At 57.6% G+C, this 19,719-nt stretch carries 21 protein-coding genes; 19 read left to right on the top strand and 2 right to left on the bottom strand.

Annotated elements, in window-relative coordinates:
* The first annotated feature begins 43 nt into the window (after positions 1–43).
* The 6 genes from aroC to AFK24_RS27735 all read left to right on the top strand — a co-directional run bounded on the left by aroC (position 44) and on the right by AFK24_RS27735 (position 5,254).
* Positions 44–1,135, top strand: coding sequence for a chorismate synthase (aroC, locus tag AFK24_RS27760; RefSeq protein ID WP_065836286.1), 1,092 nt, complete (start codon positions 44–46; stop codon positions 1,133–1,135).
* Between the two features lie 6 nt (positions 1,136–1,141).
* The gene (locus AFK24_RS27755) at positions 1,142–2,335 is read left to right on the top strand and encodes an MFS transporter (RefSeq protein ID WP_065836285.1); all 1,194 of its coding nucleotides are present in this window, start codon (positions 1,142–1,144) and stop codon (positions 2,333–2,335) included.
* Positions 2,332–2,946, top strand: a complete 615-nt coding sequence (locus AFK24_RS27750) for a methylthioribulose 1-phosphate dehydratase (protein ID WP_065836284.1) — start codon at positions 2,332–2,334, stop codon at positions 2,944–2,946. The genes AFK24_RS27755 and AFK24_RS27750 overlap by 4 nt, the downstream gene beginning before the upstream one ends.
* A gap of 77 nt (positions 2,947–3,023) precedes the next feature.
* Positions 3,024–3,572, top strand: a complete 549-nt coding sequence (locus tag AFK24_RS27745; RefSeq protein ID WP_065836283.1) for a 1,2-dihydroxy-3-keto-5-methylthiopentene dioxygenase — start codon at positions 3,024–3,026, stop codon at positions 3,570–3,572.
* A gap of 12 nt (positions 3,573–3,584) precedes the next feature.
* Positions 3,585–4,268, top strand: a complete 684-nt coding sequence (mtnC, locus tag AFK24_RS27740) for an acireductone synthase (RefSeq protein WP_065836282.1) — start codon at positions 3,585–3,587, stop codon at positions 4,266–4,268.
* 263 nt (positions 4,269–4,531) lie between these two features.
* Complete coding sequence (locus AFK24_RS27735) at positions 4,532–5,254, top strand: response regulator transcription factor (RefSeq protein ID WP_065836281.1); 723 nt, start codon at positions 4,532–4,534, stop codon at positions 5,252–5,254.
* Between the two features lie 329 nt (positions 5,255–5,583).
* Here AFK24_RS27735 and AFK24_RS27730 read toward each other — a convergent pair whose 3' ends face one another.
* Positions 5,584–5,862, bottom strand: coding sequence for a DUF3509 domain-containing protein (locus AFK24_RS27730; RefSeq protein ID WP_020291487.1), 279 nt, complete (start codon positions 5,860–5,862; stop codon positions 5,584–5,586).
* 453 nt (positions 5,863–6,315) lie between these two features.
* On the opposite strand from AFK24_RS27730, the gene AFK24_RS27725 reads away from it, so the two are divergent.
* Both AFK24_RS27725 and AFK24_RS27720 read left to right on the top strand, forming a co-directional pair.
* Positions 6,316–6,852, top strand: a complete 537-nt coding sequence (locus tag AFK24_RS27725; RefSeq protein ID WP_065836280.1) for an ankyrin repeat domain-containing protein — start codon at positions 6,316–6,318, stop codon at positions 6,850–6,852.
* 101 nt (positions 6,853–6,953) lie between these two features.
* Complete coding sequence (locus tag AFK24_RS27720; protein WP_065836279.1) at positions 6,954–7,478, top strand: hypothetical protein; 525 nt, start codon at positions 6,954–6,956, stop codon at positions 7,476–7,478.
* On the opposite strand, the gene AFK24_RS27715 is transcribed toward AFK24_RS27720, so the two are convergent.
* A complete protein-coding gene (locus AFK24_RS27715; protein WP_065836278.1) occupies positions 7,479–8,405 on the bottom strand; it encodes a ZIP family metal transporter in 927 nt (308 codons plus the stop codon).
* A gap of 159 nt (positions 8,406–8,564) precedes the next feature.
* Between AFK24_RS27715 and AFK24_RS27710 the strand changes: the two genes are divergently transcribed.
* The 11 genes from AFK24_RS27710 to AFK24_RS27660 all read left to right on the top strand — a co-directional run bounded on the left by AFK24_RS27710 (position 8,565) and on the right by AFK24_RS27660 (position 19,680).
* Positions 8,565–8,756: a PLDc N-terminal domain-containing protein gene (locus AFK24_RS27710; protein ID WP_020291491.1), complete on the top strand. Its 192-nt coding sequence runs from the start codon at positions 8,565–8,567 to the stop codon at positions 8,754–8,756.
* Between the two features lie 209 nt (positions 8,757–8,965).
* Positions 8,966–9,826, top strand: coding sequence for a polyamine aminopropyltransferase (gene speE / locus AFK24_RS27705; protein WP_065836277.1), 861 nt, complete (start codon positions 8,966–8,968; stop codon positions 9,824–9,826).
* Positions 9,827–9,951: 125 nt separating this feature from the next.
* Positions 9,952–10,203, top strand: coding sequence for a helix-turn-helix domain-containing protein (locus tag AFK24_RS27700; protein ID WP_065836276.1), 252 nt, complete (start codon positions 9,952–9,954; stop codon positions 10,201–10,203).
* Between the two features lie 12 nt (positions 10,204–10,215).
* Positions 10,216–10,644 (top strand): HipA domain-containing protein, encoded by a 429-nt coding sequence (locus AFK24_RS27695; RefSeq protein ID WP_346424285.1) that lies wholly within the window; start codon positions 10,216–10,218, stop codon positions 10,642–10,644.
* A gap of 267 nt (positions 10,645–10,911) precedes the next feature.
* Complete coding sequence (locus AFK24_RS27690) at positions 10,912–13,005, top strand: LTA synthase family protein (protein WP_065836274.1); 2,094 nt, start codon at positions 10,912–10,914, stop codon at positions 13,003–13,005.
* Positions 13,006–13,186: 181 nt separating this feature from the next.
* The gene (locus AFK24_RS27685) at positions 13,187–13,423 is read left to right on the top strand and encodes a hypothetical protein (protein WP_065836273.1); all 237 of its coding nucleotides are present in this window, start codon (positions 13,187–13,189) and stop codon (positions 13,421–13,423) included.
* Positions 13,424–13,669: 246 nt separating this feature from the next.
* Positions 13,670–14,023, top strand: a complete 354-nt coding sequence (locus AFK24_RS27680) for a ribonuclease E inhibitor RraB (RefSeq protein ID WP_065836272.1) — start codon at positions 13,670–13,672, stop codon at positions 14,021–14,023.
* 477 nt (positions 14,024–14,500) lie between these two features.
* Entirely contained in the window at positions 14,501–15,910 is a 1,410-nt protein-coding gene (locus AFK24_RS27675) for a circularly permuted type 2 ATP-grasp protein (RefSeq protein ID WP_065836271.1), read from the top strand.
* 12 nt (positions 15,911–15,922) lie between these two features.
* On the top strand, positions 15,923–16,882 hold the full coding sequence (locus AFK24_RS27670; protein WP_020291501.1) for an alpha-E domain-containing protein: 960 nt from the start codon (positions 15,923–15,925) through the stop codon (positions 16,880–16,882).
* Positions 16,879–17,697, top strand: a complete 819-nt coding sequence (locus AFK24_RS27665; protein WP_065836270.1) for a transglutaminase family protein — start codon at positions 16,879–16,881, stop codon at positions 17,695–17,697. Before AFK24_RS27670 ends, AFK24_RS27665 begins: the two co-directional genes overlap by 4 nt.
* A gap of 777 nt (positions 17,698–18,474) precedes the next feature.
* Entirely contained in the window at positions 18,475–19,680 is a 1,206-nt protein-coding gene (locus AFK24_RS27660; RefSeq protein WP_065836269.1) for an acetyl-CoA C-acetyltransferase, read from the top strand.
* Positions 19,681–19,719: the final 39 nt, after the last annotated feature.

Below are 19,719 nucleotides of genomic sequence, written 5' to 3'. Positions count from 1 at the left end.
TTTATCGATCTCGCTTTTTTCGCTGACTTCTCGGAGCGTCCGCATGTCCGGTAACACTTTCGGCAAGCTGTTCACTGTCACCACCGCTGGCGAAAGCCATGGCCCGGCGCTGGTTGCTATCGTTGACGGCTGCCCGCCGGGCCTTGAGCTGTCGCTGCAAGACCTGCAACTCGACCTCGACCGGCGCAAGCCTGGCACCAGCCGCCACACCACCCAGCGTCAGGAAGCCGACGAGGTGGAAATCCTCTCGGGTGTCTTCGAAGGCAAGACCACAGGTGCGTCCATCGGCTTGCTGATTCGCAACACCGATCAGAAGTCCAAGGACTATTCCGCGATTCAGGACCTGTTTCGTCCGGCCCATGCCGATTACACCTATCACCATAAATATGGCATTCGCGATTATCGCGGCGGCGGTCGCAGTTCGGCGCGGGAAACCGCCATGCGGGTTGCGGCCGGTGCCATCGCCAAGAAATACCTGGCGAGCCTGGGCATCGTGGTGCGCGGCTACATGAGCCAGCTGGGCCCGATCGAGATTCCGTTCAAGACCTGGGATTGCGTCGAAGACAACGCCTTTTTCTGCCCTGATCCGGATAAGGTCCCGGAGCTGGAAGCCTATATGGACCAGCTGCGTCGCGATCAGGATTCGGTCGGTGCGAAGATTACCGTGGTCGCCGAAGGTGTGATGCCGGGTCTGGGCGAGCCGATCTTCGATCGTCTGGACGCCGAGCTGGCCCATGCGCTGATGAGCATCAACGCCGTCAAGGGCGTCGAGATCGGCGCCGGTTTTGCCTGTGTTGCCCAGCGCGGCACCGAGCATCGCGACGAGCTGACGCCGGAAGGCTTCCTGTCCAACAATGCCGGCGGCATTCTGGGTGGCATTTCTTCCGGACAGCCCATTGTTGCGCATCTGGCGCTGAAGCCGACCTCCAGCATCACCACGCCGGGGCGTTCCATCGACGTCAACGGCAACCCGGTGGACGTGATCACCAAGGGTCGTCATGACCCGTGCGTCGGCATTCGCGCCACGCCGATTGCCGAGGCGATGATGGCCATCGTGTTGCTGGACCACCTGCTGCGCCATCGTGGGCAAAACGCCGGTGTGCAGGTCAGCACGCCTGTGCTGGGTCAGCTCTGATGATCGATGGCGCCGCTGCCAGCGCAGCCCGTTAGCGTGGCGCCAGCCTCAGCCGGGCCGTTGCCGTATTGGCGGCTGTCCAGCTTCTACCTGTTTTACTTCGCCTTGCTCGGCTCCACGGCGCCGTATCTGGCGCTGTATTTTCATCATCTGGGTTTTTCCAGCGCGCGGATCGGCGAGTTGGTGGCAATTCCCATGCTGATGCGCTGCATCGCGCCCAATCTCTGGGGCTGGCTCGGCGATTACACCGGGCGACGCCTGACCATCGTGCGCTTCGGCGCAGTCTGCACGCTGCTGACGTTCTCGCTGATTCTGTTCGACAAAAGCTATGCCTGGCTGGCGATGGTCATGGCGTTGCACGCCTTCTTCTGGCACGCGGTGTTGCCGCAGTTTGAAGTCATTACCCTGGCGCACCTGCAAGGGCAAACATCACGCTACAGTCAGATTCGACTCTGGGGTTCGGTGGGTTTCATCCTCGCGGTTGTCGCCCTGGGCCGGCTCTTTGAAGGATTCAGCCTCGACCTTTATCCTCAGGCGCTGCTGGTGATCCTGCTCGGTATCGTCGCCAGCAGTTGGTGGGTGCCCAATGCCCAGCCGGTGCTGTCGGCCGCGCGCCTGGGCGCCGGGGGATTTTTCCGGCAACTGACCCGACCCGGGGTGCTGGCGTTTTATGTCAGCGTCGGGCTGATGCAGTTGAGCCACGGCCCGTATAACACCTTCTTGACCCTGCACCTTGAAAGCCTGGGTTACAGTCGCGGCATTATTGGGCTGCTCTGGGCCGTGGGCGTGGTGGCTGAAGTGCTGATGTTCATGGCCATGAGCCGGATGCTGAAGCGTTTTACCGTGCGTCAGGTGCTGCTGGCGAGTTTCCTGCTGGCGGCGTTGCGCTGGGTGTTGCTGGGCAGCTTTGCCGAGCATTTAGGGGTGCTGCTGATTGCCCAACTCATGCATGCGGCGACGTTCGGCAGTTTTCACGCAGCTGCCATCCATTTCGTGCAACGTAGTTTCGGGCCGCAACAACAAGGCCAGGGTCAGGCGCTTTATGCGGCGTTGGCCGGCACCGGCGGCGCGTTGGGGGCGTTGTATTCAGGCTACAGCTGGAATCTGCTGGGTCCGGGCTGGACGTTCAGCATCGCCAGCATTGCAGCGTTGGCCGCCGCCGTCATCACAGGTTCAAGAATGAAAGAGGAGCGCGCATGAGCCGCGAACAGCTAAGCCAGGCGATTATTGATGCCGGGCGCTTTTTATATGCACGGGGCTGGTCGCCAGCCACTAGCAGCAATTATTCCGCACGCCTGAGCACCACCGAAGTGCTGTTGACCGTTTCCGGCAAGCACAAGGGCGAACTGGGGCCGGACGACGTGCTGGCGACCGATCTGGCCGGCAACAGTCTGGAACCGGGCAAGAAGCCTTCAGCGGAAACCTTGCTGCATACTCAGCTTTACAGCTGCAGGCCGGACGTCGGCGCGGTGCTGCACACCCATTCGGTGAACGCTACGGTATTGTCTCGTCTGACCGCCGCCGATCATCTGGTGTTCGAGGACTACGAGCTGCAAAAGGCATTCAGCGGTGTCGTCACCCATGAATCCCGGGTTGTGGTGCCGATTTTCGACAACGATCAGGATATCGCCCGACTGGCCGCCAAGGTCCAGCCCTGGCTCGATGCCCATCCAGACTGCGCCGGTTATCTGATTCGCGGCCACGGTCTGTATACCTGGGGGGCGCGAATGAGCGATGCGTTGCGTCAGATCGAAGCGTTCGAGTTTCTGTTTGAATGCGAGCTGAAAACCCTCGCCATATTGAATCGATAACAGATTTACCCGCAGCGGCCTGGCTTTCTCATTATTAAAATCCGCCGCAGGGTTCACCAAAACCGAGGAATTGCCCCATGAGCAGCCTGTTCGTTTACCACGAGTCCAGCCCTGACCAGCCCAACAAAGTCCTGACCCACGTCGAAGACATCGCCTCGACCCTGGCCGAACACGGCGTCGGTTTTGATCGTTGGCAGGCGGCCACACCGATTGCGCCCGGCGCAACCCAGGAAGAAGTCATCAGTGCCTATCAGGTGCAGATCGACAAGCTGATGACCGAACGTGGCTATGTCACCGTCGACGTGATCAGCCTCAACAGTGACCATCCGCAAAAAGCCGAACTGCGCGCCAAATTCCTCGACGAACATCGTCATGGAGAAGACGAAGTACGATTTTTCGTCGCTGGCCGTGGGCTGTTTACGCTGCACATCGACGATTATGTCTATGCCGTACTGTGCGAAAAGAACGACCTGATCTCCGTTCCGGCGGGTACCCGGCACTGGTTCGACATGGGCGAGAACCCGCATTTCGTGGCCATTCGTCTGTTCAACAATCCTGAAGGCTGGGTTGCCAACTTCACCGGCGAAAGCATCGCCCGCAACTTTCCGCAGCTCGACGATTTATAGGACCGGATACCGATGACGATTAAAGCTGTCCTGACCGATATCGAAGGCACCACCAGCGCCGTGAGCTTTGTCCTGGAAGTGCTGTTTCCTTTCGCCGCGAAACATCTGCCGGACTTCGTGCTCCAGCACGCCAGCGAGCCTGCGGTTGCCGCGCAATTGCAAGCTGTGCGCGCTGAAAACAACGAGCCGGATGCTTCGGTGGAACGGGTTGTCGAAATTCTGCTGCAATGGATCGCCGAGGACCGCAAGGCCACGCCTCTGAAAGCGCTGCAAGGTATGGTCTGGGAGCAGGGCTACAAGGCCGGTCAGCTCAAGGGGCACGTTTATCCCGACGCCGTAGAAGCACTCAAGCGCTGGCATCAGGAAGGTTACGCGCTGTACGTTTATTCTTCCGGGTCGATTCAGGCGCAGCAACTGATTTTCGGCTGCTCTGAAGCGGGCGATTTGTCCGGGTTGTTCAGCGGCTATTTCGATACCACTTCCGGACCCAAGCGCGATCCGCAGTCCTACAGAACTATCACCGCCGCTATCGGCTTGCCTGCCGAGCAGATCGTGTTCCTGTCCGACATCGTCGAGGAACTGGACGCCGCACAAGCTGCCGGCATGCCGACCTGTGGCCTGGTCCGCAACGGCGGGGAATTGGTCGGGCATAGCAACGTTGCCAGTTTCGCCGTGATTGATCTGACTCGCTTCTGATTCCTCTTCCCCCGGCAGTTGCGGGCCAGAACCGCGACTGCCGTCAGTAAACATCGCCTGCCTCGTTACCAATCTGCAGAACTTTAGTCAGCCTTTTCTGAATGCGCTGTGGGATGCGGCTTTGATGTAAGTCAGCGAAGACTGTTTGTTTTCGCTTTGGCTTTTCAGCGCGTTTATTCGTGTAGTTTTCTGCCCATCCAGCCATCGCCGATATTGCTTGAACACCATAAAACAGTGGCCAGCTGGATAAGGAGCTAGCGCCAATGGAAACTGCCAAGTCACGAAACGCGAATCTCGATCCGCTCATCCAGCAAATGGTCAGCAGCATTACCGAGCTGGACGGCGAGTATGCGATTGAAAACGCATTGATCTGGTTGCGACGCGAGTGTAATTGCGAGCGGGCAATGTTTTATCAGTTCCGGGGTTCGATGCTGCTGACCATTGTGACGTCCAACGTCGACAGCAACTGGCGCCACATGTACCGCCGCACTCGGATGCTGCTGGAAGATCCTGTGGTCAACTATTACCGGGAACAGCTGGGTTTTCTCGACTGGCGCAAGGCGTTCCAGCTTGATCCACCTTCCAGCACCTATAGCGAGGCCGTTGCCAGTCATCAACTGACTCCAGGTTGTTCCTATGGCTACAGTCATCAGGGCCAGGGGTTTCAGGGTGTCACTTCAATCTGCTCGCTCAACGGTTTGACCAGAAGCCTCACCGGTGCGGATAAATACTTGCTGTCCAGTCTGGTGCCGGTTCTGCACATGGTGGGCAGAGGTGCAAAGTTACGATCCCGGGGGCTTAGCGAGAAGGAAATTGAAGTGCTGGAGTGGGTCAGAGAAGGCAAGACCACTTCCGAGATCGCATCGATCCGGCAAATAGCCGCGCCAACCGTGAAATATCACCTGAAGAGCATCTACAACAAGCTGGGCGTTTCTAATCGCGCGCAGGCGGTGGGGGAGGCGTTGTCGCAGGGGATTATCAAATAGATACAGTAGATACCGTCTTGACCTCCTGAATACATCCCGTAGGACCGGCTTTAGCCGGGAGGAGGCCGGTACATTCGCAGCGGTTGCGTCGTCAGACCTTCCGCCCTCCCGGCTAAAGCCGGTCCTACGGNCCGGTACATTCGCAGCGGTTGCGTCGTCAGACCTTCCGCCCTCCCGGCTAAAGCCGGTCCTACGGTTTAAATTCAGTGCGAATGCTCAAGCCAAAAAAAAGCCGCGAAAGCCTTTCGGCAGTCGCGGCAAAAAAAACAAGGGATGAGAGAGCGGGTGAATCAGTACTGCGTGAAGCGTGCAGTCGGCCTTACCAGTACTTAGCGAGTGTGGTAGGTCGGCAAATCAAAACGGTGTTGGCTTTGCAGCATCGAGATGGCCGGCAGTTCGCTGGCTTGTGCTGCGAGGTCGCGACGAATGGCACTGATTACCCATTCCAGTTGAACCGGAGTATGGAGCTGCGCATAGGACACGGAGCGACGAATCTGTTTGCCTTCACTGTTACGCAAAGAAAGAAGCACACCACCGTCAGGACGGGCCTGAGTGGTTACGTCGAATTCGGAAAAGACGGAAGCGAATTTTTCTTGAATAAAAGTCATGTCTAGCGGCTCCATTGCTCATGGGATAACAAGCTTGGAATTACTAGTGCAGTGACTGTGCCAGTATTTGGATATAATTTAAGTCGTTTAAAATCAATAATTTATCAATTATTAATTTTTCGCGGCTCGTGCAATTTGCATGAAGGCCTATCGTGCATCCTGCATTTTGCGGGTTTTTTCGCGGTTGGCGAGGGCAAGCGCGGAACTTAAGCGAAAGTCCGGGTTCTGGCAAAACCGGACGGTGATGCGAACGCACCTGGACGCTCTGACCACGGTTTTGCCGAAATTATTCGAGCCTGTCAAAAAAACCTTTTCCGTCTATTTATCAATGACCTCGATAGGTGGCTTTGCCTTGACCCGATTCGAACGGCTGCGCACAGTTGCGGTCATTACCAGACAGCTTTCCTGAACCTTATTGATGCCGCGTGCAAACCGCTTGCGAGGAGATACCTGATGTCAGATCAACCCAATACGGCTGCCGAACCAGTGCAGATGACCGATGATGAAGCCCTCGAATTCGCAGAGCAGGTGTTTGACGTGGCGCGCCGTGGCGATGCGGTGATGCTGGACAAGCTTCTGGAAAAAGGTCTGACGCCGAACCTGCGCAACCACAAGGGCGACACGTTGTTGATGCTGGCCAGCTATCACGGCCATCAGGACGCCGTTCGGGTGCTGCTCAAGCACCAGGCCGATCCGGAAATCCGTAACGACAACGGCCAGAGCCCGGTGGCTGGCGCTGCGTTCAAGGGCGATATGGCGGTCGTTCAATTGCTCATCGAAGGCGGCGCAGACGTGGAAGGCGCTTCGGCGGACGGCCGCACTGCATTGATGATGGCGGCAATGTTCAATCGCACTGAAATCGTCGATTACCTGATCAGCAAAGGCGCCAACCCCCACGTGCAGGACGCTAAAGGCGTGACGCCGCTGGCCGCCGCGCAAACCATGGGCGCGGCAGATACCGCTGCGCAGTTGAGCAAACTCGCCAACTGAATGCGTATCGCCTGAACTGATATGCCCAACTGATATAGAGGCGCGCAGGATTTGCCGTTATCCTTCGCGCCTTTATTTTTGCTTGTGATCAGGACTGCCCCATGAAGAATCAACTTATCGAATTAATCGGCAAAATCAGTTCGGGTTGCATGGGCGAGCAGGATATCGAGCGCATCGCCGACGAAGCGGCCCAGGCGTACGCCGATCCTCAGGCTTTCCTGGCGGCTAATCCGGACATCAACTACGACGAGACTTTCCCGATTGCATTGGGAGAGTGGGTCGTGGTGGGCAGCTTGCCAGAGACCGTGCTGTTCCAGGCCGATACCTACGAGGACCTGTTCGCGCAAATCGTCGAGTCGTTCGGACCGGACGTCACATTCAATATCAAGCCCAAGCAACTGGCCAAGGTCGAGGCGCTGACCGCGCTCAACCGTATTCAGATTCAGCTGGGCGCGATGAACAAGGAAATGGGCGGCTATGTGCTGATGAACTTCAGCCAGCCTCTGGATGACGCGCTGCAAGCCGTTCTGGTCTACGGCAATGATCAGGCGCGGGTTCTTGAGTTGTGCGTTGCGGTCGGCATCCAGGCAGCGCCTGCATTGCAGGCGCTGAAGGCATCGAGCTGATCAACCCAGCGCGGTATCGAGAAACATCATGACCGCGAAACCGCCCATCAAACCCAGGGTTGCCGGCGTTTGATGGCCGTTGCGGTGGGTTTCCGGAATGACCTCATGGGATACCACGAACAACATGGCGCCCGCTGCCAGCCCCAGGCTGACCGGATAAGCGATGGCGAAGCCGCTGGAAATCCCCAGCCCGATCAGTGAGCCGATCGGCTCCATCAGGCCCGAACCGATCGCCACCAGCATCGCTTTGAATGCTGAAAGCCCAGTGACGCGCAAGGCCAGGGCAATCGCCAGGCCCTCAGGAATATCCTGAATCGAGATCGCGGTCGCCAGCGGCAGGCCGACATTCATGTCGCCATTGGCGAAACCGACGCCAATGGCCATGCCTTCCGGAAGGTTGTGCAGGGTGATTGCCAGGACGAATAACCAGACCCGATTGATCCGTTCGGAGTGTGGGCCCTGACGGCCCACGCTTTCGTGTTCGTGGGGGGTGAATTTGTCCAGGCCGAGCATCAAGAGCACGCCGAGTCCGAGTCCCAGCACCACCGTTGCCGCAGCAAAGGGTCCGTTTCCAGTGACTTCCCTTGCAGCGGCCAGGCCGGGAAGGATCAGGGAAAACGAACTTGCCGCGAGCATCATCCCTGCCGCGAAGCCAAGCATGATGTCCTGGCTGCGCTGCTTGATGTCGCGCATCGCCACGGCCATCACCGCGCCCAATGCGGTCGCGCCGAAACCGGCCGCGCCGCCCAGCAAAGCGTAATGCAGGTTGTCCTGATTGGCGCCGTAGATGGCGTTGTAGCCACTGGCGATCAGCAGCCCGAGCACCACCAGCAACACCGCCAGAAAACTGAGACTGAGCAAGGGCGTGGATTGTGCCTGAGCGAACCATGTCGCCCACCACGTTCGCGGTTGTGCGGGAGTTTGCATGAGTGCCTGACCTTTGCGGAGTTAGTAAAAAATTTGCGCCGTTACGCCTGTCTTATCAAGTCGGAGCGTAAAAATATGCCGATGGTTCAACGGAACCCTTGAAGACTGCGGCTATCCTAAGCAGGCATGTATTCATTCGGGACAATCAGGAGCGACACCATGGGTTCCACTTTCAATGGTTTGGTAGGGCTGATCATTCTTGCCCTCGATATCTGGGCCATCATCAACGTTCTGAAAAGTGGTGCCGAAACCGGGATGAAGATCCTCTGGGTATTGCTGATTGCTCTGCTGCCGGTGCTGGGGCTGATTATCTGGGCGATCGCCGGTCCGCGTGGCAATGTGCGGATCTGATCGATAACGCTGATCTGGCTCTGCATCAATACGCTTGATTGCTCCCTGGCAGTCAGGCGTTTTTTTCGCGCAGATTTCAGCATGATTGGCCTGAGGATATCGGCGTGGGGCAATGGAGGTTCGACCTGTCATGCTCCTCGACGTAGAATGCGCGCCATTCTTATGGGCGGCCTGCCGTCCTGCCATCCGCATTTATCAGGGACTTACCCATGAGCGATTATCAAGAAACGTTGTACGAAGGTTATGGCCAGCGTTTTCGCATGGAAAAACTGCTTCACGAAGTGCGCACCGAGCATCAGCACCTGGTGATCTTCCAGAACCCGCGCATGGGTCGCGTCATGGCCCTTGATGGCGTGATTCAGACCACTGAAGCCGATGAATTCATCTACCACGAGATGCTGACTCACGTGCCGATCCTGGCCCACGGCGCTGCCCGCCGGGTACTGATCATCGGCGGTGGCGATGGCGGCATGTTGCGTGAAGTGGCCAAGCACCGCAGTGTCGAGCACATCACCATGGTCGAAATCGACGGTACCGTGGTCGAGATGTGCAAAGAGTTTCTGCCGAACCACTCCAAGGGTGCGTTCGAAGATCCACGCCTGAACCTGGTGATCGATGACGGCATGCGCTTTGTCGCCACCACTGAAGAAAAATTCGACGTGATCATTTCCGACTCCACGGACCCGATTGGTCCGGGCGAAGTGCTGTTCTCGGAGAATTTCTATCAGGCCTGCCACCGCTGTCTGAACGAAGGCGGCATCCTGGTCACCCAGAACGGCACGCCTTTCATGCAACTGAGCGGCGTACAAACCACGGCCGGGCGGATGCGCGGATTGTTTGCTGACTGGCATTTCTATCAGGCGGCGATCCCCACCTACATCGGTGGCGCCATGACCTTCGCCTGGGGCGCGACCAACACGGCCTATCGCAAACTGCCGCTGGAAACCTTGCGCCAGCGTTTCGCAGGCAGCGGCATCGTGACCCGTTATTACAACCCGGAAGTCCACATCGGCGCGTTCGCCTTGCCGCAATACGTACTGCAGGCAGTCAACAAGCCTAGCAACGACTGATCGTGTCGAAAGTTACGTGTACATAACATTTCGTCGGAAAAGTTATGTATGCGTAACATTCTGTTGTTGGGTGCCCATGTTACGTATACATTCCATTTTTAGTGAAATGTTACGCAGGCATAACCATGGACACTGTTCTTGTTGTCGACCGGCTGGCTCAGCAGATCGCAAGCATGCGCAAGGCACGCGGCCTGACGCTGGTCGAGCTGGCCGCACGCTCCGGCGTCACCCGCCAAAAGCTCGCTGAAATCGAAAAGGGCAGCCCGACGGTTTCAATCAACCTTTATGCCAAAGTCCTCGCCGCCCTGGGTGCCGAGCTGCAGGTGGTTCCTGCACGCCGTCCTGTATTTGAAGAGCTTCAGGAGGTCTTTCGATGAAGGCCCTGGATCGTGTGCGTATCGTTACGCCCGAGGGCGATAGTGGCGAATTGTCTGCGCAGGATACGGCGGACTACCTGTTTCGTTATCGTGGGTAACGGTGACGCGCATCTGAAAAACTTCGGCCTGTTGTATCGCGACCCTTTGGGCAGTGATGCAGCCTTGGCACCGGCCTACGACATCGTCAACACAACTGCTTACATAAAAGAGGATTCGCTGGCGCTAAGCCTCGACGGATCGAAAAGCCTGTTCGCCTCACGGTTGGGGATTCTTGCGCTGGCGCAGGTCTGTGATGTCGTCAAACCCCGGCAACGCCTGCAAAAGCTGATCGCGGCGGCGCAGGCGTCGTTGCGCGACAACGCCGAATTCGCCGGTGACGCGCCAGGCGTCTTCGAGGCAATCGAGTACAACCTGAGCCTTTACAGCCAATCTTTCAGCTAAGTCCCGGCGCCGCGAACGACGAAATTTTCACGTAATGTCGCTGAAAATCTGCCGCGCTCAATAACGCCTCACTGGCTGCTAACCCTGAATGCAGAGCAATGACGCCGCCGATTTCGAACCGTTCAAGATGAAATATCGTACTGCCATCGGTGTTTATCAGTGAATGATCACGTAAGATTTGCCCCCCGCGGTTTGCTCGATGTGAAAACGTCGCCTGACGCACAGACTTTTGAACCCCTTTTTGAATCCAACGGATCCTAGAACGACATGGCCACAACGGACGCCCTGAGTCATCAGCCCGCCTCGTCGCGCTCGATGCAACCTACCGTCAAATCGCATCTGGCGTACACGCTGTTAAGCGGGCTGGTCCTGATGGTGCTGTATACGCTGTTGCGTATTGCACTGCTGGTCTACAACCGCGAAATGATCGGTGACACGCCGGCATCGGCATTTGTTGAAGCGATGCTCAACGGCATGCGCTTTGACCTGCGTCTGACGGTCTACCTGCTTATTCCCCTGATTCTGGCGCTGTTCAGTGCGCGAATCATGGCGATGCGTGGGTTCTTTCGTTTCTGGCTGACCCTGGTCGCCAGCCTGACGCTGTTCTTCGGCCTGATGGAGATGGACTTCTATCGCGAGTTCCACCAGCGCCTGAACGGCCTGGTGTTCCAGTACGTCAAGGAAGATCCGAAGACCGTTCTGAGCATGTTGTGGTACGGCTTCCCGGTGGCTCGCTACCTATTGGCCTGGGTTTTCGTCACCTGGCTGTTGAGCCTGGTATTCAAAGGTGTGGATCGCGCAACCCGGCCGCGTCGCGCTGTGGCTGACAGCAATGCCACCCAGCGTTCGATTGCCCCGTGGTATGCCCGTATCGGTGTCTTCGTGGTTTGCCTGCTGATCGCGGTTGTCGCCGCTCGTGGCACCTTGCGCCAGGGCCCGCCGCTGCGTTGGGGCGATGCTTACACCACCGAATCGAACTTCGCCAACACTCTGGGCCTGAATGGCACCCTTACCCTGATCGCTGCTGCGAAAAGCCGCATGTCGGAAGATCGCGACAACATCTGGATGGCGACTTTGCCGCAGCCACAGGCGCAGCAGACCGTCCGTGACATGTTGCTCACCTCCCACGACAAACTGGTCGACCCAGAGATCGCGGCGGTGCGTCGCGACTCCATGCCACCGGCGGAAAACACCCTGCCGATCAAGAACGTCGTGGTGATCCTGATGGAAAGCTTCGCCGGTCACTCGGTGGGTGCACTGGGCGATGAGGCGAATATCACGCCGTACTTCGACAAGCTGTCCAAGGAAGGTCTGCTGTTCGACCGGTTCTTCTCCAACGGCACTCACACTCACCAGGGCATGTTCGCCACCATGGCGTGCTTCCCGAACCTGCCGGGCTTCGAGTACCTGATGCAGACGCCGGAAGGCAGTCATAAGTTGTCCGGCCTGCCGCAATTGCTTAGCGCCCGCGGTTATGACGACGTGTATGTCTACAACGGCGACTTCGCCTGGGACAACCAGTCGGGCTTCTTCAGCAACCAGGGCATGACCAACTTCATTGGTCGCAATGACTTCGTCAATCCGGTGTTCTCCGATCCGACCTGGGGCGTTTCCGACCAGGACATGTTCGATCGCGGCGCTCAGGAATTGAAGACCCGTGGCGAAAACGGCAAGCCGTTCTATGCCTTGCTACAAACCCTGTCGAACCACACGCCTTACGCTCTGCCAGCCAACCTGCCGGTAGACCGCGTGACGGATCAGGGTTCGCTGAACGAACACATGACCGCCATGCGTTACTCCGACTGGGCGCTCGGGCAGTTCTTTGAGAAGGCCAGGAAAGAGCCTTACTACAAAGAGACGCTGTTCATCGTCGTTGGCGACCACGGCTTCGGCAACAACCAGCAAATCACTGAAATGGACCTGGGCCGCTTCAACGTGCCAATGCTGATGATCGGTCCGGGCGTGCAACAGAAGTTTGGCCAGCGCAGCAGCATCGTCGGCACCCAGATTGACATCGTGCCGACCATCATGGGCCGCCTGGGCGGCGAAAATCGTAACCAGTGCTGGGGTCGCGACTTGCTGAACCTGCCGGAAGGCGACAAGGGTTTTGGCGTGATCAAGCCTTCGGGCAGCGAGCAGACCGTCGCGCTGGTGACCGGCGACCGGATCCTGATCGAACCCAAGGAAATGGAGCCGAAAGTCTTGTCGTACACATTGGGCCGCACACCTCATGCCGAGGTGATCCCGGATGCGCCGGATACCCAGGAACTGCGCAACAAACTCGACAGTTTCCTGCAAACCGCGACCAAGAGCCTTCTGGATAACACCGCCGGTGTAGAGGCGAGCAAGAACAAGAACTGATCGCTGCACTGCAACGCAAAAAGCCCCTTGTCCAGGGGCTTTTTGCATTTACGGCTCCAGCCTGCATCCGCAGCCAGCTCTGTGTTTTTGCGGGTTGATCCGGTCAACTCGTTTGAACGAATGACCGCCAAAAAAGGTCAAGATCACGTAAGCCGCGTTTTCGGCTGCTGAGGAGACATCGATGAAACAGTGGACCATTTCGTATCTGGATAAAGATGGTGTGCAACAAAGCCTGGATCTTGATGCCGAGCAGCGTCCCAGCGAAGAGGAAGTAGCTCGTCGGCTACGGCCGATTTTGTTTCCTGTCGCCGATGAGCTTGACCTGAATGACCTCGAAGGTCGCACGGCCGAGCCTACCGTGAAATCCTTGAAAGACCAGAATGCCGTGGAGATCATCTCCATCACCGAAGCATCCTGAGCGCCTGAAAAAATTCCCCCGCCCCGAATTGGCATAACGCCAACGATGGGGTTACTCTGCAATTGAGGTCGGTGAAGCGTTTCTCCAGCCTCGTCATGTCGATGCCTCGCCTGCCCAGCAGGCGTGGCCTTGTCAGCTACATGCTTGATTCCCGCCCGGCAGAGTATCTGCCGTGTGACGTCCTCCGATCGGAGCGTCGTATGGGAGCGTTGAAACTCTATCTATCGTTGCATAGGAGGACGTTTCATGAGCACAGCCTATCAAGAGGACATCAGCAGTAACGTACTGCGCCGCATGAAAGAGGGCGGTTTTGATTTCGCGCGTATTCACCCCATCGAGTTTTATGCCATTTTCCCGGATGAGGAGCGGGCACGGCAGGCTGCGGGACGATTTCGTGGCGAATCCCTTAATACCCAGATCAACGTCGGAGATGACGGCGCGTGGCATTTGCAGTTAAGCAAGGTCATGTACGCAACCTATGACGGCATCGGTGATTTCGAGCAGGACTTCCAGACAGCAATCGAAGCGCTCGACGGTGAAGTCGAGGGCTGGGGCGTCACGCAGGAGATCAGAGGCTCCCAGCGCATGAGATGTCATTGATGCGTTGAACGACCGGTCGATTCAGAGGCATTCCTCGAATCGGCCGGTTTTGGTTTGTGGACTCTAAAACTGTTAACGAATATGCGCCGCGCCGCTGACCAAAAAAGGGCAGGCAAAAAAAAGCCACTCAAGAGAGTGGCTCAAAGGGAAGTTCGGAAAATTCGGTTGTTGCAGACGCTGCGGTGTTTTTCGACAACGACTTGAAACAGGGCATCCAAATGAGTGATTGCCCGGATGCAGGGGATTATCGGGAAACAATATCGACTCGTGAAATCAACTCTGGCTATGCTGGTCATAGCTTTTGCAGTTGAAGGACGCTTCCGAATGAGGCGTAGGAGATTTGGTTAGGAAGGATATTGCACAGGAATGGTGCGGTGATCCTTGTGATTTTATTTAACCAATTGATATTTAAGCGTTTATGCCGATGGCACGGGCCTTGCGAAGGCCCTTGGTGTCCGTGGTGACAAGGAGTACGGCATGATCCGCACCTTTTATGATGAGATGTACGATGCCGGTGGTCTGGTCCGCCCGCATTATCGGGAATTTGCCCGCTGGTTGGGTGAAACGCCGCCTGAGTTATTGGCTCAGCGTCGACGTGAAGCCGATCTATTGTTTCATCGCGCCGGGATCACGTTCACGCTGTACGGTGACGAGCAGGGGACAGAGCGCCTGATCCCTTTCGATACGATTCCGCGCAGCATTCCTGCCAGTGAATGGCGGGTGGTTGAACGAGGCTGCATTCAGCGCGTGAAAGCGTTGAATATGTTTCTCGCTGACCTTTATCACGAGCAACGCATCATCAAGGCCGGGATTATTCCCGCCGAGCAGGTATTGGCCAACGAGCAATACCAGATAGCGATGCAAGGCCTGAATCTGCACCGCGATCTTTATTCGCATATCTCCGGTGTCGATCTGGTGCGCGACGGCGACGGCACGTATTACGTGCTGGAAGACAACTTGCGGACCCCGAGCGGGGTGAGCTACATGCTCGAAGACCGCAAGATGATGATGCGTCTGTTCCCGGAGCTGTTCGCCGCACAGCGCATTGCGCCGATCGATCATTATCCGAACCTGTTGCTCGATACCCTGAAAAGCTCCAGCCCCATCGATAACCCGAGTGTCGTGGTGTTGACCCCCGGTCGCTTCAACAGCGCCTTTTTCGAACACGCCTTTCTGGCGCGTGAGATGGGTGTGGAGCTGGTCGAAGGCGCTGACCTGTTCGTGCGTGATGATCGTGTGTTCATGCGCACTACCGATGGTCCGAAGTCTGTCGACGTGATTTATCGTCGCCTGGACGATGCGTTCCTTGATCCGCTGGCGTTCAATCCGGACTCGATGCTCGGCGTGCCTGGCCTGCTGTCGGCCTATCGCTCGGGCAACGTCGTGCTGGCCAATGCCATCGGTACCGGCGTGGCGGATGACAAATCGGTCTATCCGTATGTGACCGACATGATTCGTTTCTATCTGGACGAAGAACCAATCCTCAAGAACGTGCCGACTTTCCAGTGCCGCAAGCCTGAAGAGCTGTCCCACGTGCTGGCTAACCTTGGCGATCTGGTAGTGAAGGAAACCCAGGGATCCGGTGGCTACGGCATGCTGGTAGGACCTGCGTCGACGGCGGCGGAAATCGAATCGTTCCGCGCCAGAATCAAAGCCAAGCCCCACGCTTATATCGCCCAGCCCACGCTGTGCCTGTCGACCTGCCCGACCTTTGTCGAGAACGGTATTGCCCCGCGACACATCGACTTGCGTCCATTTGTCCTGTCCGGCCGCGAAACCCGCGTCGTACCTGGCGGGCTGACCCGAGTCGCGCTGCGTGAAGGCTCGCTTGTGGTGAACTCGTCGCAAGGTGGCGGAACCAAAGACACCTGGGTGGTTGAGGATTAAGGATGCCTGCCAATGCTAAGTAGAACTGCCTCGGATTTATATTGGATGTCGCGTTATCTGGAGCGAGCGGAGAATCTCGCGCGAATGCTCGACGTCAGCTACTCGCTGTCACTGATGCCGCAGGACGGGCGCGGTGACGGGCTGGATGAACTGGCCATGCCGCTGCTGATTACCGGCACGCTGGATCATTATCTTGAGCGCCATGGCGAGCTGCACGCCGAGCGTTTGTTGCATTTTTTCGCCCTGGATGCGAGTAACCCGGCCAGCATCTACAGCTGTCTGGGTGCCGCGCGGGCGAGCGCCCATGCGGTTCGTGGGCGAATCACTGCCGACATGTGGGAAAACATCAACGCTACCTGGCTGGAAATTCGCGGCATCGCTGAACAAGGCTTGAGCCGCTATGGCATGAGCCGGTTCTGCGAATGGGTCAAGGAACGCTCGCACCTGTTTCGCGGCGCCACTTACGGCACCATCATGCGTCACGATGCCTTCCGTTTCATTCGTCTGGGCACCTTCATCGAACGCGCCGACAACACCTTGCGGCTGCTGGATGCGCGCTACGAAATGCTCGAACTGCGTGGTCGCGATACCCATCAGGTATCCGACAGCTCTGCCCATGGTTACTACCAGTGGAGCGCGTTATTACGTGCGCTGTCGTCGTTCGAGGCTTACACCGAGCTGTACCGCGATGCACCCGGCGCGCGGCAAGTCGCCGAATTGCTGTTGTTGCGCCCGGACATCCCGCGCTCGCTGAGCGCCTGTCTGGAAGAGCTCGACCTGATCCTTGCCAGCCTGCCGGGGGCCAACGGGCGTCCCGCCCAGCGTCTGGCGGCGGAACTTGATGCACGCCTGCGCTATACCGGGATCGACGAAATCCTGGAGGAGGGCCTGCACGAGTGGTTGAACGAATTCATTCCTTTGGTAGCCCAATTGGGTAACGCCATACACACTTCATATCTGGAGGCTGCATGAGACTTTCAGTTAGCCACGAGACCACCTATCACTACGAGGATCAGGTCCGCGCCAGTATTCAGTATCTACGCCTGACGCCACACGACAGCGAGCGTCAGCAAGTGCTCAGCTGGCAACTGACTCTGCCGCGTCCGGTGCGTGCGCAAGTTGATCCGTTCGGCAATATCCTGCACGTGCTGACCATGGACGAGCCTCATGAAGCGATCATCATCGGTGCCCGTGGCCAGGTGGAAATCGACGAGAAGCGCGAAGCCGAACACGAAAGCCAGTCGCCGTTGCCGTTCCTGCGTTTCACACGCCTGACCGAGCCCGATGAAGCGATCCGCGCCTTTGCTGCCAAACAATGCCGCAAACGTAAGGATCGCAGTGCGCTGATCGACTTGATGCACGCGTTGAACCAGCACATCACTTACACACCGGGTTCGACCGAAGTCGATACCAGCGCAGTCCAGGCGTTCGCCGGTCGCACCGGTGTCTGTCAGGACCACACGCACGCCTTTCTGGCCTGCGCGCGCAGCCTGGGGATTCCGGCGCGCTATGCGTCGGGTTACCTGTACAGCGAAGACAGCGAACACCTGGCCAGCCATGCCTGGGCCGAGGCGTGGATTGATGACGCCTGGTACAGTTTTGATGTGACCAACGAACTGGCTATCCCGGAACGCCACCTGAAACTGGCGGTGGGGCTGGATTACCTGGACGCCTGTCCGGTGCGCGGCATGCGCCGTGGCGGCGGCAGTGAGCAGATGCACGCCAAAGTCCTGGTGTCGCCGATGGTCGACGCGCCGAAAGTCATGATGCAGGCGCAGCATCAGTAGAGCCACTTACTCCAACGGATGGTCATTGATCACCGTTGGAGCCAGGCTTGGCCGCGAAGAATGATAACGCGGTGCATCTGGTCCACCGAGGCGCCGCTATCGCGGGAACGCCCACATTAATCCTTTGCGCATACACCAGCCTCCATTCATTCGAATAGAGAGGCTGGCACAGATGTGCTCGGTTCGAAAGCGCACTTACAGGCGCGGATTCCGATGCAATGCGCGACCATCAACCGAATAGACGGGTCATATTCGGCAGAATTAATAGCAGTGTAGTGGCGAAGACGATTAGTCCGGCCTGACGGAATTTTGAATGCTTGAACATGGCGGTCTGCCTTTTTTGTTATTCCAGAGCTACAAAAGCTCACCGAATTCGTTAATGAATGTTCGGGCAGCTGGCAAAGGTGATTGCGTTGAGCAACTGGTGCGGCAAGCTTGCCGTCAACCGAGGCGCTGGTCTTGTTTGTTGTGGCGCCCATTGCTACAGACTTAACCTTAGAGTCCAGGTGCTATGACATTTAGAACTATTACGTATAACAGGCTCTAAATTTCATCTTAAAAACGTCTATGCGCTTCGTAAATCCAGCGGACGCTACCCGGCTAGACGCTTGCGGACTTACTGCGACAATTCGTTTTCAGCGCTACCGTTCGTCTGGCTCGGATAATTCCTACATCTGCGCAAAACGGTTAAGTGGTTTGGTCATTGAATACCGCTGGAGTGAAGCTAAGGTGTCAGCACAGTATTTATTTCAACAATAATAAAGGCTCTGAAGACACATGACTGAAGCGCTGATTTTCGATGCGGTACGCACCCCGCGCGGCAAGGGCAAATCCGATGGAGCGCTATACAGTGTCAAGCCCGTGAACCTGATCGCCGGGCTGCTGGAGGCATTGCAACTGCGCAATCATCTGGATACCGCTCAGGTCGATGACATCGTGCTCGGCTGTGTCACGCCCGTGGGAGAGCAAGGTGCGGATATTGCCAAGACGGCTGCGCTGGTCGCTGATTGGGATGTGAGCGTGGCGGGGGTGCAGATCAATCGGTTTTGCGCGTCGGGTCTTGAAGCGGTGAACCTCGGGGCGATGAAGATTCGCTCCGGTTTTGAGGAGCTGGTAGTGGTCGGTGGCGTGGAATCCATGTCGCGGGTACCCATGGGCAGTGACGGCGGCGCCTGGGTACTGGACCCGCAGACCAACCTGCAGTGTCACTTCACGCCTCAGGGCATTGGCGCCGATCTGATCGCCACGCTGGAAGGTTTTACCCGTCAGGATGTGGACGCCTACGCACTGCATTCGCAGCAAAAAGCCTCCCAGGCGCGGCAAGCGGGAGCGTTCGCCAAGTCGTTGGTGCCGGTGCGGGACCAGAACGGCACCTTGTTGCTGGATCACGATGAATTCATTCGCGCCGACTCGACGCTGGTAGGTTTAGGCAATCTCAAACCCAGCTTTGAAATGATCGGCCGGATGGGCTTCGATGCCACCGCTCTGCGGGTCTACAGCCACGTAGAACGCATCAACCACGTGCATACGCCGGGCAACAGCTCCGGCATCGTCGACGGCGCGGCGGCCATGCTCATCGGCTCGGCGGCCAAAGGCAAAGCCCTGGGACTGCAGGCGCGAGGGCGGATCGTAGCGACGGCGGTCACCAGCACCGATCCGACCATCATGCTCACCGGGCCGGCACCGGCGACGCGAAAGGCACTGGCCAAGGCCGGGTTGAAGGTCGATGACATCGACCTGTTCGAAGTTAACGAAGCCTTCGCTTCAGTCGTGCTCAAGTTCATCAAGGACATGGCGGTTGATCCCGACAAGGTCAACGTCAACGGCGGCTCCATCGCCATGGGACATCCCCTTGGCGCGACCGGCTGCATGATACTCGGGACTTTGCTCGACGAGCTTGAGGCGCGCCAGTTGCGCTATGGCCTGGCTACGCTGTGTGTCGGTGGCGGCATGGGCATTGCGACCATCATTGAGTGTTATTGAGCCGTTGATGCTTTCCTTCCTGTGGACTCGTTGAGATCA

Source organism: Pseudomonas syringae, assembly GCF_001698815.1.
GTDB lineage: Bacteria > Pseudomonadota > Gammaproteobacteria > Pseudomonadales > Pseudomonadaceae > Aquipseudomonas > Aquipseudomonas syringae_A.
Note: the sequence above shows the minus strand (reverse complement) of the source record. Positions and strands in the feature narration are given on the sequence as shown.